Below are 13,186 nucleotides of genomic sequence, written 5' to 3'. Positions count from 1 at the left end.
TTTGATCGACGGTTAGATTGCGGCGCCAGTTTCGGCGTCGAAAAGAACGGCTTTCGAGAGGTCTACGGAAAAGCGGGCCTTTTCACCGACGCGGATCTGGGAACCCGTGGGGAGCCGGGCCATGATGTCGCGCTCACCCAATTTCGACGCCACGAAGATATCAGGACCGGTCGGCTCGACGACTTCGACGTAGACATCGATTGTCGGAAACGGCGTGGCCTCATTTCCAGCCAGCGATAGCCATTCGGGTCTCAGCCCTAATAGGACCTCCTTGCCTTGCGGGGGCTTATCGAAGAGCGAAGCAGGGACCGGCAATGTCACATCCGCGCCGTGGATGGAAAGGCGCTGCGAGCCGGTGGCAATCACGGCCGGAAGCAAGTTCATCGGCGGCGATCCCATGAAGGTTGCGACGAAAACGTTTGCGGGACGGTCGTAGATGTCTTCGGGCGTCCCGAACTGCTGGAGGATGCCGTCTTTCATGACCGCAATCCGGGTCGCCATGGTCATTGCCTCGATCTGATCGTGCGTGACGTAGACGATGGTGGCGCCGAGCCGCTGGTGCAGTTTCTTGATCTCGGTGCGCATCTCGACGCGCAGCTTTGCATCAAGGTTCGACAACGGCTCGTCGAAGAGAAAGATCTTCGGCTCGCGCACCAGCGCCCGTCCCATGGCGACGCGCTGGCGCTGCCCGCCGGAGAGTTGGCCCGGGCGCCGCTTGAGTAGGTGGCGAATTTGCAGCAGGTCTGCAACCTTGCCGACGCGCTCCAGCCTTTCGGGCTTCGGCATCTTGCTCATTTCCAGCGAGAATCCGATGTTTTGCTCGACGGTCATGGCCGGATAGAGCGCATATGACTGAAACACCATTGCGATGTCTCGCTCCTTCGGCTCAAGTCCCTGGACAGACTTGCCATCAATGGTGATGGAGCCCGACGTGTGCTCGTCCAGTCCAGCAATGATGGACAGGAGTGTCGATTTTCCGCATCCCGAAGGACCGACCAGGACGAGGAATTCCCCGTCTTCAATGGCAATATTGATGTCCCTGAGAACCGTCAGACTGCCGAAGCTTTTGTTGATATGGTTGATTGCCAGATTGGCCATCGTCGTTATCCCTTCACTGCGCCGGCCATCAGACCACGAAGGAAATACCGCCCTGCCGCCACGTAGATAATTATGGTGGGTAGCGCGGCGATCATCGCGGCGGCCATGTCTTCGTTGTAGGCCTTGGTGCCTGTTGATGTGTTGACCAGGTTGTTCAGGGCGACCGTGACGGGTTGGCCGGAGCCAGCTGCGAACGAGACCCCGAACAGGAAGTCATTCCAGACGCCGGTGAACTGCCAGATGATGGACACCATCACGATCGGCCATGAGATAGGCAGCAGTATCCGGAAGAACACTGCCCAAAAGCCCGCGCCGTCGATGCGCGCTGCCTTGAAAATCTCGACTGGGACAGTCACGAAATAGTTTCTGAAGAACATCGTCGTGAAGCAAATCCCGTAGACAACATGGACGAGAACCAGCCCGGGTATCGTTCCGGCGAGCCTCAATTGCCCGAGTAGCCCGGCCATCGGGATGAGAACGATCTGCAGCGGTATGAAACAGCCGAACAGGATGAGGCCGAACAGGATATTGTCACCCCTAAAACGCCAGTTTGCGAAGATGTAACCGTTCAGCGCCCCGAAGCCGACCGATAGCAATGTGGCCGGTATGACAATCAGGAAAGAATTGCCGAAATAGCCCTTCAGGCCCCCGCAGGTAACGCCGATACATGCCGATCCCCAGACGTGCTTCCAGGCCTCGAACGTGATGGCTCGCGGAAAGGAGAGAATATTCCCGGTTCGGATCTCATCCATGCTCTTCAGGGATGTGAAAAGCATGGAGGTAAGCGGCGCCAGAAAGACGGCGGCCAGGAGGATCAGACATCCGTAGATGAACACGCGGCCAAGGATGCGCGAAAATCTTCTCACATCAGCGCCCGAAGCCAGCATTGCGGCGCTTTCGGCGTCAAGTCGTAGGCTCATGGCGCAGCTCCGAATAAAGATATGGAATGATGATGCTTGCCAGGGTGACGAGCATGACGGTTGCGCTGGCGGCACCGACCGCAAGTTCATTGCGGGTAAACGTCATCGAATACATGAAGGTCGAGGGCAGTTCGGTCGACACGCCGGGGCCACCCTTTGTCAGCGCCACCACAAGGTCGTAGCTCTTGATGGCAAGATGGGCCTCGATGACGAAGACGGTCAGGAACGCGGGTCGAAGCGCTGGAATGATAATGCGCGTGTAGACCTTGTGTATGGGCGCGCCGTCTATGCGTGCGGCGCGGAGGATTTCGGTGTCCACGCCGCGAAGACCCGCCAGGAAAAGCGCCATGACGAAACCGGTCACCTGCCAGACGCCGGCAATGACGATTGTGTAGATCGCGCGGTCGGGCTCGATCAGCCACTGGAAAGTAAAGGACGTCCAGCCAAGCGCGCGCATCATGTGCTCAAGGCCGAGACCCGGATTGAGCAGCCACTGCCAGATAACCCCCGTCACGACGAAGGAGAGCGCCATGGGGTAAAGAAAGATGGCGCGGAAAACGCCCTCGAATCGAATGCGTTGGTCGATCAGAATCGCGATGAACAGCCCGAGGCAGGTGGCGCCGACAATGTAAAGGCAACCAAAGATTGCCATGTTCTCTATGGCGGTAATCCATCGCGGATTTTCGAAAAGCCGGCCATATTGGCGCCAACCGACGAAGGTGAAGCTGGCAAACATCTTGGATCCGGTGAAGGAAAGAAGTGTCGTATAGGCGATAAAGCCATAAACGCAGACCGTGACGACCGCGAGCGACGGCGATAGAACGATTGCGGGCATGACCTTGCCAAGGCGTTTTGAAATGGACATCTGCTGGCCCGGAATCGACAGGTTGGCGTTCGGCATCGGCCGAGCACACAACCTTGCTGCAGGATACCCCCACCGCCATTCGACGGCAGGGGCAGGGAGGAGCTGATTATTTCGCAGCGTTGATCGAGTTGATCAGCGCGGTCACGGCATCCTTCGACGACATGTCCGAGTTGAAATGCTGGGTCACGACGTCAAAGATCGCGCGCTGGATGGAGGCGGGCTCCGCGTGACCGTGGGCAAGTGACCCCATGAGAGTGCCGGACTTCTCTGCTGCCTTCAGGTCGGCCATGGACTTCTGGGCGCAGGCGTCGAACTTGTCGTCTGGCACGTCTGAACGGGCCGGAATGGATCCCTTTACGAGATTGAAGGCTTCCTGGAATGCGGGTGACATGACGCTCGATGCAAGCTTGATCTGGGCGTCGACCTTGTCGGCGCCGACCGGGAACATGGCGAGGAAGTCGGTATTGAAGAGGAACGAACCTTCGGTGCCAGGTGCGGTGACGCAAAGGATATCGACGCCAGGTGTCATGCCAGCCTTGACGATTTCGCCCTTGGCCCAGTCACCCATAAGCTGCATCGCTGCGTCACCCTTAAGCACCATGCCCGTCGCAAGGTTCCAGTCCCGTCCGGAAAAATTCGGGTCGACAAAGCCGCGGATCTTACGCATCTGGTCGAAGACATTGAGCATGGTGTCCGAACCAAGCGCGGTCTCGTCGAGCTCGATGATGGCCTTCTTGTAGAAGTCCGGCCCGCCAAGCCCGAGAACGACGTCATCAAAAATCGTATCGTCCTGCCAAGGCTGTCCGCCATGCGCCAAAGGCGTGATGCCTTTTGCCTTCAGCTTGTCCGCAACGGCGTTGAACTCGTCCCAGGTCTTCGGCGGCGCCAGACCGTTGTCCTTGAAAATCTTGGCGTTAATCCACAGCCAGTTCGGACGATGGATGTTGACCGGCACGGCCTGCCACTTTCCGTCATGGACGGCGAACTGCTTGATCTGCTCCGGAACGACCTTGTCCCATCCCTCTTTTTGAGCGACTGCGGTCAAATCACCGAGTAGACCCTGTTCGGACCACTCGTTGACCGCCATGCCCAGCAGCTGAGCAGCTGTGGGAGGATTGCCTGCGGCAACCCGGGCTTTCAGGGTGGTCGTTGCCGCTTCGCCACCGCCGCCTGCGACCGGCATATCCTGCCAGCTGACACCCTTTTTCTGCAAATCGTCCTTTAAGACCCCGACTGCCGCCGCTTCGCCCCCGGAAGTCCACCAGTGCAGCACCTCGACGCTTTCAGCCGCGAATGCAAGGCCGCTGACCGAGGCACTGAGGGCAGCCGTCAAGGCCATCATTTTTAAAGATAGGCGCATGTAATCCTCCCAACCAACCGGCCCCATGCCGGCTTCAAACAAACGACACTCCCTTCGTTTGTTTCGATTGAAAACAAACATAATCAAGTTTATGAGTCAAGCGAGTTTGTTGTGGAGCCGAACAATGGTCGTTGGGATTACGATACTGCTGATGTTTCAGCTAGCTGGAGAGGCCATCGCCTATTATCTGCATGGCATCGTACCAGGCCCAGTCATCGGAATGGCGCTGATATTTGCGGGGCTGGGCGTAACGCGAGAGCGGTTTTGGGTGACGCTGTCCGAATCGGCAGTCCTCACATCCCGAGCCCTGCTGGCAAGTTTCGGGGTACTGTTCGTCCCTGCCGGCGTGGGGATCGTGCAACATTTCGACCTCATTGCTGAAAGAGGTCTGTTGCTTTTCGCAACGATAGTCGTCTCCACGTCCGCGACGCTTATCGTCACAGTATGGACATATCTGGCAACCAAACGGCTAGTGGGGAGAACAAGCAATGGATGAAGGATTGTGGGTCTATCTCGCAGCCTCCCCTCTCTTATGGCTTTCCGTCACGCTCCTAGTGTGGATAAGCGCGCTTAAGATCGAAAGCTTTCTTCCCGCCAATCCTCTCATCAATCCCGTTTTGCTCTCGGTTTCCGCAATCGTATGTCTTCTTGCTGTCTTTCACATTCCCTACCAGACCTATTTCGCCGGGGCGCAGTTCATTCATTTTCTGCTCGGACCAGCAACAGTGGCGCTCGGGATACCACTCTATGAAAAGCTTCACCTGGTTAGGGCCAATCTTATTCCGATGGTCGTGGCACTGCTTGCCGGGAGCCTGACGGCGGTGACCACTACGATCTATTTGGGCCATGTCTTCGGCTTCGATCAGACAGTCATTGCTTCGCTCGCCCCAAAATCGGTCACCGCGGCAGTCGCTATGGCAATTTCATCAGGTTTGCACGGCGATCCGGGCCTGACCGCGGCCGTCGTTATTTTGGCCGGAATTACCGGCTCCGTCATCGTGACCCCACTGATGAACGCCATGAAGATCAGCGATTACAGTGCGAGAGGATTTGCTGTAGGGCTTGCATCTCACGGTATTGGCACGGCACGCGCCTATTCGGTTGACCCGGTGGCAGGGCTTTTTTCCGGCCTCGCCATGGGCTTGAATGCGATCGTCACTTCCTTGATTGTACACCTCTTTTTGTGACTCTATTCGACTGGAGACTGCCAATGTCCATGCCGCGCGCCGTAAGGCACATTAACGAGGTCAGGGCGCTGGATGTTGTGTTTCGCCATGGCAGGATTAGCCGGGCGAATATCGCCAAAGAACTCAGCATGGTTCGCTCGACGGCAAGCAGTATCGTTGCCAGCCTGACGGATGAAGGGTTGCTGGTGGAAGATGAATCCCAGGATGATAAAAGCGCTGGTACGGGCCGGCCCGGCACGTTTGTTCGGATTAATCCGAACTACGGGATGTTCATAGGCGCTGATATCGGCGTCGGGCGAATGAACGTCGTCGCCCTCGATATGGAGGCGACGGTTATCGCGCAGTCCAGGTCGGATTTCAGCCTCCTGGAGGCAAGCCCGGACCTCGTGGTGCAGCGGCTGGTGGATGTGGTTGAGGGTATCCGGGAACCGCTTGGGAAGGACTATCGCATCCGGGGCCTATGTCTGACCGCGCCAGGGGTAATAGATCGGAATGGCACGATTTTGCGTGCGCCCATTCTGGGATGGCGCCAAGAACCGATCCTCGAGAGACTACAACAACGACTGCCCGACATACCGCTGCTGATCGCTGAGAACGATGCCAACGCATTCGCAATTGCCGAGATTTACCAATCCAAAGATGAAAGCGTCGATACGGAGATCTACATCTATCTCGACGCCGGCGTCGGCGGGGCGATCGTGAACTCCGGTCAACTTTTCCGCGGCCAGGACGGTTACGCTGGCGAGCTTGGCCATATTATCCTTGGTGACGAAGGCTTCGTTGAGCTGGCCACGATTTCTGGGTCGTTTGAGAGTTTCATTGGCCGGGAGGCCGTCCTCGCGCGCTACCGCTTTCACGGGGGATCGGCAGGCGACATTCAAGCATTCATCCAGGCAGCGAGACAACAGGAAAGGGCCGCTCTTTCGACACTCAGGGATTGGTCATTTTATCTCGGCCGTGGAGTCGCAACGTTAACGAGCATATTCAATCCCGCGCGGATTGTGCTTGGCGGCCCGGTCGCCGCACTTTTCGAACTTTGCCGGGAAGAGACATTGGAAAAAGTGGCCCGGAACCTGCTTGAAGGGCATCCGATACCTGAAATAAAACTTTCGACCCTCGGCCTCGAAGGTCCCGCCATCGGCGGCGCGTCAATGCTGCACAAACAGATGTTTTCCGTGGATGAGAGCCTCGTTTTTGGCCGTCCGAAAACGGAAGCTCTACGCGAAAAAGTCAGCGATTAGGATGTAGCAGGCTAAGGCCCCCGTTGACGATTTTCGCGTTGATACGCTCGTAATTGTCGAGTTGCTTGTGAACTCCCGTCAATCGCTGCTTGTGCGTCTCAGTGATAACGACGACCTGGCAACCCGCCGCTGTCGCGGCGGCAATACCGACCTCGGCATCCTCGAATACAAGACAACGAGTCGGATCAACCGAAAGACGCTCGGCGGCGAGAATAAAGCAATCCGGGGCCGGTTTGCCCCGACGCACATCCTCGGATGTCACGATCGTCGCGGGCATTGGCAGACCGGCTGCCTCGATCCGTCTTCTGGCCAGGGCAGCAGGAGCGGATGTTACGACAGCCCACCGGTGGGATGGGAGGCTTCTTAAGAACCGCTGCGCGCCGCCAATGGCGATAACGCCCTTGATCTCATCAATTTCCGCTTGCGTTATGACTGCTGCCTCGGCCTCCGGATCAATATCCGGGAGGCCGAGAGAAGAAATTGTTTCCGAGGCTCTTCGCCCGTGGATTGTCGGCAGGAACACCTCTGGATCTAATCCGAACTTCCATGCCCACGCTCCCCAGACGCGTTCGGCAGCCGCGATCGAGTTGAGGATGGTCCCATCCATATCGAAAAGGAAGGCATCGAAAGTGGATGCGAAGAGATCGGGCAATGCTTTACCGCCTTTGTTTGAGTTCCGGCTCGACGCCAGCTCACTCTGGTGCAATGACGCCCTTGCGGAGAATGACGCTCCCGTAGAAGCGCCTCTCTCCCGTCACCACGACGGTGTGGGCGGCGCGAACGCGGTCTTTAAACTCGTCTGGCTCCACTGCAGTCAGTTCAACTGCTTTACCTTGTGTCTTCTCTAGGCCGGCGCTGTAGTCTTCGAAGACCGGCAAGATCTTGGCGGCATCGCCTTCGGCGATCATCCGCCAAGCCACATGCGGTTCCTGCTCTTCCAGTGGGAAGATCTTAAGGATGGCGTCCAGCGCTCTTGGGCCAGAAATGCCATCGAGGCGAATGAGACGGTCGTCGCCTGGATCGCAAGGGAAATTTGCATCAACGATCGCAATATCGTGTCGATGTCCCATCGATCGAAGAGCGTAAAGAAGTTCTGGCGAGAGAATTGGGTCGATTTGCTTCAGCATTGGTTTCCTCCACTCGTTGGCTATTTGCTTTTGTATTATACAAATACAAATAGGCTGTCAAACTCGTTTGGTGTTAGGTCTGGAATTAAACGGTGGGTAGTTCAGGAAGGTCGAAAAGGCTCTCGCGAAGAAGGGCGGCAGCGCCGATGGCGGCCCCGTCACCACCGAACCTGGCGACCGATATTGGCGGTACGTTAAACCCGTGGACGAGGTTTTCGGAAAGCAGGATCTCGACGCGCTTCGATACACGCGGATAGAGGACGGCAAGGGGCCCCCCCAGCACGATCGCTTTCGGATCAAGGATATGAATGAGATTCAGGAAACCGGTCGCCAGCGCCAAGGCCCATTCGTTGAGTGCCTCATCGAGAACCGAGGATCCTTCCAGCGTCACAAGTTTGGCCAACCCTTCCGGAATCGGGACATCGTGTTCGATGAAGGGAAGAAACTTCTGATAACCGGCCAAAATTTCGAAAGTGTGTGTCCCCGCCATTCCAGGCTGTCCGCCCATGACCATATGTCCGACTTCGCCACCCAGTCCGTGGGCACCCTCGACGACGCGGCCCTGACGGAGATGGGCACTGCCGATGCCCTGCGCGAGCAATAGCAGAAGCACGTCGCTCAGGTCGTTTTCCGATGCGTCGGCCGCTACGGCACTCGCAAGAGCAACCGCGTCGTTGCAAATTTGGACCTTCAGTGAGGATTGCATCGCATCCGACATCGCCGACATGACGTCGACATCACGCCAACTCAGCCACGGCGCAGAAATTATACGGCCTTCACGCACGATGCCTGGAGCGGAGATACAAACGCCGCGCACGCGCGATGCCTGTACCTTCGATATGTCGATCAATTCCTTGGGCAAGGTCGCGAGCAGCTCAATGACTCGCTTCGGGTCATCATAACGGTCGGCGATCGACACGATCCGCTTTGCGACTACATGCATCGAGAAGTCGATCAAAACGGCGTTGATTTCAGCCGAGGAAATATCAAGTCCGATAAAGTAGGCGCCGGCCGGGTTCAGCGACACGAGCGCGCCTGGACGCCCGGCACCGTTGGCTTCAGCGCTCTCATTGAGGTCGATAACCAGATTTTCTGACAGCAGCTGTTTTATCGAGTTGCCGACGGTCGCCCGCGTCACGTTCAGTTCGCGTGCAATATCCGCGCGCGACAAAGGGACGTCTCTACGCAAGACGCGAAGGCACCGCACAGCATTCATGTGTCTTAAGACACTGTTCGTCGTCAATGTTCCTCCTAGAGACAACATGTGTCGGTCAGGAGCTGTTTTCGGGCATCGGCAAAGCACTCGAATCGTTGCCGAAAGTATCCGTAGAGGCAGTAGCAGATGCCCGCGTGCAAGCAAAGGTTAGGATAGACGTCCCATTCATGCGATCGACCATCCACCGTCAACCAACAGATTGGCGCCTGTGACAAGAGATGCAGCAGGAGATGCGAGATAGACAACAGCGCCGACGACATCATCGGTATCGCCGATCCGCCCCAGCGGAATATGGCCCACCGTCCGAGCGTAGAAATCAGGGTCAGCGAGGACCGGCCGGGTCGAATCCGTCCAGATGAAGGTCGGTGCGACGGTATTGACCGTGATGCCGTAATGCGCCCATTCCGCGGCCAGGCACCGGCTCAAATGGTTGATTGCTGCCTTGCTCATGCAATAAAGCGCTTCACCGCGAAGTGTCACCGTCCCGGCCTGCGAACTGATGTTGATGATCCGGCCGCTTTTCTGCCCAATCATATGACGGGCGACGGCCTGCGTGACAAGAAACGTGCCTTTGATGTTTACGTCGAGAATTTGGTCAAGGTCCTTCTCCTCAACGAGTTCCGCAAGATTGCCCGGGGCGACGCCGACATTGTTCACCAGCACGTCGATTTTTCCGAATGCGGCAACTGCCTCAGCAACGGCGTCCAAAATCTGGCCGCTGTCTGAGATATCCATTGTAACTGCGAGAATGCGCCGACCAGTTGTTTTCAGTTCGGCCACCAGGTCGGCAACCGCCTCTACGTTGCGGACGCCGATGACGACATCGGCGCCGGCCGCCGCGCAGGCGAGCGCACAGGCGCGACCGATCCCGCGGGCCGCGCCGGTGACCAGCGCCACTTTTCCATCGAGACTGAAATTTGGTGCTTTGACTGTCATGTTTCTATCCATTCCGGGGTTGGTGGGCCTTATGCCATCGCGGCGGCAAGTCGGGCGGGCTTGCGGCCGAGGATGATCATTTCCAGGGCGTCGTCCTGTGTCAGCTCGCTTGTAGCGTAGGAGCCTACAACTCGACCTGACTTCATGACGGTGATCCTGTCAGACAGCGCAAAGACATCGTGCATGTCATGACTGATGAGAAAGATACCCAGACCCTGCTTTTTGAGCTCCTGGATCAGTAGGCCGACATTTTTTGTCTCCTCAGGACCCAGAGCTGCCGTCGGTTCGTCCATAATGAGGATTCGCGCATTGAAATGAAGGGCTCGCGCGATGGCAACAGCTTGACGCTGCCCTCCGGACATCGACCTGACAGACGACGTCAGAGAAGGAATCCTCAGCCGCATGCGCTCGATCGTCTGTCGGGCGCCATGCTCCATCGCCTCGGTGTCCAAGAAGCCGAAGCGGTCCGTCTGTTCGCGTCCGAGGAAAAGGTTGGAGATCGCGTCGAGATTGTCGGCAAGCGCCAGTGTCTGATGGATTGTCTCGATACCGAGTTCCTGCGCGTCATGCGGCGAGCGGATATCGACGGTCTTGCCATCGATGAGGATCTCGCCGCTGTCTGCGGGGAAAACCCCTGAAAGCATCTTGATGAAGGTCGATTTGCCAGCACCGTTGTGGCCGAGCAGAGCGACGACTTCGCCAGGCAAGAGCGACACACTGACATTTTCCACCGCGTGAACGCCGCCAAAGGCCTTGTTGACGTTGCGGGCTTCGAGCAGTGGGGTTGTCATGATGGTCTCCTTTCGCGCCACATTGTATCAATCCAGACGGCAAGCACGAGAACCGCGGCGAGCACCATGCTCTGCAACGGGCTTGCGATGCCCATGAGAACCATTGCGCTTTGAAGGCTCTGCATGATCAGGGCGCCGACGCAGCCGCCGAGGATCGTCCCCGCTCCACCTGCAAGCGACGTCCCACCAATTACGGCGGCGGCAATGACGTAAAGTTCCATCATCGTGCCCGCTCCGCTTGCAGCGGCATTCAATCGGGCCGTCAGCACGATGGAGGCCAAACCGGAAAGGAACCCCATCAACACGAAGACCTTGAGGACCACGCGCTGGGTATTGATGCCCGTTAACCGGGCGCTCAGCGGATCGCCCCCGACTGCAAAGACATGACGTCCGAACCTGTGTCGTTTGGCGATAATTGTCATCAGCGTCGTCACTGCAATCAGAATGAGCACAGGCACGGCCAATCCCATAGACTCTGTCGTTCCCGGTCGCTTGTAGCTGTTCATGACCGCGACAAGACCGAATGCGCAGATGCACCAGAGAGCCGCCGAGACAACGTCGAGTGCCGTCGACGGGTTCTGAATGCCAAGCGACTTCTTCCGCTGATATTTGCGCACGAGATTGAAGACAATATAAGCGCTGACTGCGGCGGCGGCGGCCCAGCTCAACGTGGCTCCGAGAACGCCATTCTGACCGCCGCCGAAAATCTGAAATGTCGCGTTCAGTGGGGCGATCGTTGTGCCGTCATTCAACTCGTATGCGGCATTGCGCAAGAAAAGCAGGCCACCCAGGGTCACGACAAATGACGGTATTCGCGCATAGGCGACAAGGGCGCCTTGGAGCAAACCGATGATCATGCCAGCCGCCAGCATGACAAGGCAGGAGATCCACCAGGCCTGCATGCTGTCGGGAAGCCAGTTGCTCTGTACGAGACCACCGAGAACCCCGAGAAAGCCGACCTGAGATCCGACCGACAGATCGATATGGCGCGTAACAATCACGAGAATCATGCCCGATGCCATGATCGCCACGACGGAAACCTGCAGCGAGAGATTGAACAAGTTTCGAGGCGATAGGAATACGCCGTTGGTAAGGGTATTGGCGCAAAGCCAGATCAAGGCGAGGACGATCACCATCGCCACAAGGCGAGTGTCGCGGGCACCTCCCCCGACCGCTTGTAGCAGTCGGGGGAGAAGCTTCGTTGAACTGGACGCAGGTTGGAGAATAGATGTCATGACAAACTCCAGCTGGGACTGCTTATTCGCAGACTTTTGGCGGGTTTTTCGTCACGCCTTTGCAAAGCACGTCTCTCGAGATCCACCCAGCCTTCACAACGAGGTCGAGATTCTCGCGCGTGATGGCGATTGGATCGAGGATGATCGCGGGCTGCAAGGCGCCGGTGGATGTTGTGCCAGGCTTTGCCCCTGCCACTGCGTCAATTTTCGTGCCCTTGATAATTTCGACGGCGACCTTTGCGGCGACCAGTCCAAGCGCGTTCGCGTCCTTCCAGACGGTCATCGTCTGCTCGCCTTTGGCGATGCGATTGAGGACGTTTTTGTCGCCGTCCTGCCCGGAAATGGCGACCTTGCCCAGAAGATCCTGGCTGGCGAGTGCTGCCGCCACGCCGTTGGCGATGCTGTCGTTCATGGCGAGCACCGCATCGACCTTGTTATCGTTTGCGGTCAGTACCTGCTCCATAAGCGCTTGTGCCAAGTCGGGCTTCCACTGCTCGACATTTTGCTGGGCGACGACCTTGATGTCACCCCTGTCGATCGCCGGCTGGATTGCCTGCATCTGCCCGCTCTTGAAAACCTGCTGGATCGTCTGGGCCGGATCTCCATCCATCGAGACATAATTGCCTTTCGGCACCGCCTTCAGCAGGGCTTCCCCCATAACGCGGCCGACCGCCACGTTGTCGAAACTCGTGTAAAGGACATCGCCGGTGTCGATCGGCGCATCGTATGCGATCACGGCAATGTTGCTGCGCTTGGCTTCATCGATAACGGGAATGATTGCCTTGGCATCCTGAGCGACGACGACGAGGACTTTGACGCCGCGCGCAATCAGGCTCTCGATGTCGGCGGCCTGCTTCTGGGGATCGCCCTGCGCGTCGATGCCGACATAGGAAACACCGGCCTTGTCGAGAACGGATTTTATCGCGGCTTCATCGATCTTCCAGCGTTCGTCCTGGAAATAACGCCAGCTCACACCCACCGTGTCCTGAGCGGCAGCCACATTCGTCATCAGCGCAACAGCGGTGATGGCACCGGCGAGCATATGCGAAAACTTCAGCATTCTGTTCCTCCCTTTGAAAAAGCCGCGCGGTCTCCCGCCGCACGCTTTAGCAAGACCTCCCGTCGTGCTATTTGTATTTGTTTAAAGCAGATACATATTAGAGTCAATTGGGTTGTTGTTGAGGTTTCGCCGGCGGTAACAAGCATTTGC

14 protein-coding genes are annotated in these 13,186 nt (G+C 57.5%); 3 read left to right on the top strand and 11 right to left on the bottom strand.

Features of this window, described 5'->3' with window-relative positions; all coding sequences use genetic code 11:
- Nucleotides 1-12 precede the first annotated feature (12 nt).
- From ACZ5A6_RS24995 to ACZ5A6_RS24980, 4 genes are all read right to left on the bottom strand, one after another.
- The gene (locus tag ACZ5A6_RS24995; protein ID WP_065659043.1) at nt 13-1,098 is read right to left on the bottom strand and encodes an ABC transporter ATP-binding protein; all 1,086 of its coding nucleotides are present in this window, start codon (nt 1,096-1,098) and stop codon (nt 13-15) included.
- A gap of 5 nt (nt 1,099-1,103) precedes the next feature.
- Entirely contained in the window at nt 1,104-2,018 is a 915-nt protein-coding gene (locus ACZ5A6_RS24990; RefSeq protein WP_112403122.1) for a carbohydrate ABC transporter permease, read from the bottom strand.
- On the bottom strand, nt 2,002-2,883 hold the full coding sequence (locus tag ACZ5A6_RS24985) for a carbohydrate ABC transporter permease (RefSeq protein WP_236735805.1): 882 nt from the start codon (nt 2,881-2,883) through the stop codon (nt 2,002-2,004). Before ACZ5A6_RS24985 ends, ACZ5A6_RS24990 begins: the two co-directional genes overlap by 17 nt.
- A 106-nt stretch (nt 2,884-2,989) precedes the next feature.
- A complete protein-coding gene (locus ACZ5A6_RS24980; RefSeq protein ID WP_112403167.1) occupies nt 2,990-4,243 on the bottom strand; it encodes an ABC transporter substrate-binding protein in 1,254 nt (417 codons plus the stop codon).
- A gap of 151 nt (nt 4,244-4,394) precedes the next feature.
- On the opposite strand from ACZ5A6_RS24980, the gene ACZ5A6_RS24975 reads away from it, so the two are divergent.
- From ACZ5A6_RS24975 to ACZ5A6_RS24965, 3 genes are read left to right on the top strand one after another with little or no spacing between them, the layout of a single operon-like run.
- Nucleotides 4,395-4,739 (top strand): CidA/LrgA family protein, encoded by a 345-nt coding sequence (locus tag ACZ5A6_RS24975; protein WP_174007425.1) that lies wholly within the window; start codon nt 4,395-4,397, stop codon nt 4,737-4,739.
- Nucleotides 4,732-5,430 (top strand): LrgB family protein, encoded by a 699-nt coding sequence (locus ACZ5A6_RS24970; RefSeq protein WP_112403126.1) that lies wholly within the window; start codon nt 4,732-4,734, stop codon nt 5,428-5,430. Before ACZ5A6_RS24975 ends, ACZ5A6_RS24970 begins: the two co-directional genes overlap by 8 nt.
- 23 nt (nt 5,431-5,453) lie before the next feature.
- Nucleotides 5,454-6,671, top strand: coding sequence for an ROK family transcriptional regulator (locus ACZ5A6_RS24965; RefSeq protein ID WP_112403128.1), 1,218 nt, complete (start codon nt 5,454-5,456; stop codon nt 6,669-6,671).
- Here ACZ5A6_RS24965 and ACZ5A6_RS24960 read toward each other — a convergent pair.
- The 7 genes from ACZ5A6_RS24960 to ACZ5A6_RS24930 all read right to left on the bottom strand — a co-directional run bounded on the left by ACZ5A6_RS24960 (nt 6,661) and on the right by ACZ5A6_RS24930 (nt 13,036).
- Entirely contained in the window at nt 6,661-7,377 is a 717-nt protein-coding gene (locus tag ACZ5A6_RS24960) for an HAD-IA family hydrolase (RefSeq protein ID WP_464111587.1), read from the bottom strand. The genes ACZ5A6_RS24965 and ACZ5A6_RS24960 overlap by 11 nt on opposite strands.
- Entirely contained in the window at nt 7,364-7,798 is a 435-nt protein-coding gene (locus ACZ5A6_RS24955; RefSeq protein WP_112403130.1) for an RbsD/FucU family protein, read from the bottom strand. Before ACZ5A6_RS24955 ends, ACZ5A6_RS24960 begins: the two co-directional genes overlap by 14 nt.
- A gap of 85 nt (nt 7,799-7,883) precedes the next feature.
- Nucleotides 7,884-8,969 carry an ROK family protein gene (locus ACZ5A6_RS24950; protein WP_162714266.1) on the bottom strand — a complete coding sequence of 362 codons (1,086 nt, stop codon included), beginning with the start codon at nt 8,967-8,969 and terminating at the stop codon, nt 7,884-7,886.
- 210 nt (nt 8,970-9,179) lie between these two features.
- The gene (locus tag ACZ5A6_RS24945; protein WP_111800553.1) at nt 9,180-9,950 is read right to left on the bottom strand and encodes an SDR family NAD(P)-dependent oxidoreductase; all 771 of its coding nucleotides are present in this window, start codon (nt 9,948-9,950) and stop codon (nt 9,180-9,182) included.
- A gap of 29 nt (nt 9,951-9,979) precedes the next feature.
- Nucleotides 9,980-10,741: an ATP-binding cassette domain-containing protein gene (locus ACZ5A6_RS24940; protein ID WP_065659035.1), complete on the bottom strand. Its 762-nt coding sequence runs from the start codon at nt 10,739-10,741 to the stop codon at nt 9,980-9,982.
- Nucleotides 10,738-11,976, bottom strand: a complete 1,239-nt coding sequence (locus ACZ5A6_RS24935; protein ID WP_112403134.1) for an ABC transporter permease subunit — start codon at nt 11,974-11,976, stop codon at nt 10,738-10,740. Before ACZ5A6_RS24935 ends, ACZ5A6_RS24940 begins: the two co-directional genes overlap by 4 nt.
- Before the next feature lie 22 nt (nt 11,977-11,998).
- Nucleotides 11,999-13,036, bottom strand: coding sequence for a substrate-binding domain-containing protein (locus ACZ5A6_RS24930; protein ID WP_464111586.1), 1,038 nt, complete (start codon nt 13,034-13,036; stop codon nt 11,999-12,001).
- Nucleotides 13,037-13,186: the final 150 nt, after the last annotated feature.

This window comes from Agrobacterium sp. 6Ca8, assembly GCF_055382765.1.
This window is presented reverse-complemented; position numbering and strand designations above follow the sequence as displayed.

Coding starts and splice junctions, on each gene's coding strand:
- ACZ5A6_RS24955 (WP_112403130.1), bottom strand. CDS start 7,798: ATGCTGAAGCAAATCGACCCAATTCTCTCGCCAGAACTTCTTTACGCT.
- ACZ5A6_RS24930 (WP_464111586.1), bottom strand. CDS start 13,036: ATGCTGAAGTTTTCGCATATGCTCGCCGGTGCCATCACCGCTGTTGCG.
- ACZ5A6_RS24940 (WP_065659035.1), bottom strand. CDS start 10,741: ATGACAACCCCACTGCTCGAAGCCCGCAACGTCAACAAGGCCTTTGGC.
- ACZ5A6_RS24995 (WP_065659043.1), bottom strand. CDS start 1,098: ATGGCCAATCTGGCAATCAACCATATCAACAAAAGCTTCGGCAGTCTG.
- ACZ5A6_RS24975 (WP_174007425.1), top strand. CDS start 4,395: ATGTTTCAGCTAGCTGGAGAGGCCATCGCCTATTATCTGCATGGCATC.
- ACZ5A6_RS24970 (WP_112403126.1), top strand. CDS start 4,732: ATGGATGAAGGATTGTGGGTCTATCTCGCAGCCTCCCCTCTCTTATGG.
- ACZ5A6_RS24945 (WP_111800553.1), bottom strand. CDS start 9,950: ATGACAGTCAAAGCACCAAATTTCAGTCTCGATGGAAAAGTGGCGCTG.
- ACZ5A6_RS24990 (WP_112403122.1), bottom strand. CDS start 2,018: ATGAGCCTACGACTTGACGCCGAAAGCGCCGCAATGCTGGCTTCGGGC.
- ACZ5A6_RS24935 (WP_112403134.1), bottom strand. CDS start 11,976: ATGACATCTATTCTCCAACCTGCGTCCAGTTCAACGAAGCTTCTCCCC.
- ACZ5A6_RS24985 (WP_236735805.1), bottom strand. CDS start 2,883: ATGTCCATTTCAAAACGCCTTGGCAAGGTCATGCCCGCAATCGTTCTA.
- ACZ5A6_RS24980 (WP_112403167.1), bottom strand. CDS start 4,243: ATGCGCCTATCTTTAAAAATGATGGCCTTGACGGCTGCCCTCAGTGCC.
- ACZ5A6_RS24965 (WP_112403128.1), top strand. CDS start 5,454: ATGTCCATGCCGCGCGCCGTAAGGCACATTAACGAGGTCAGGGCGCTG.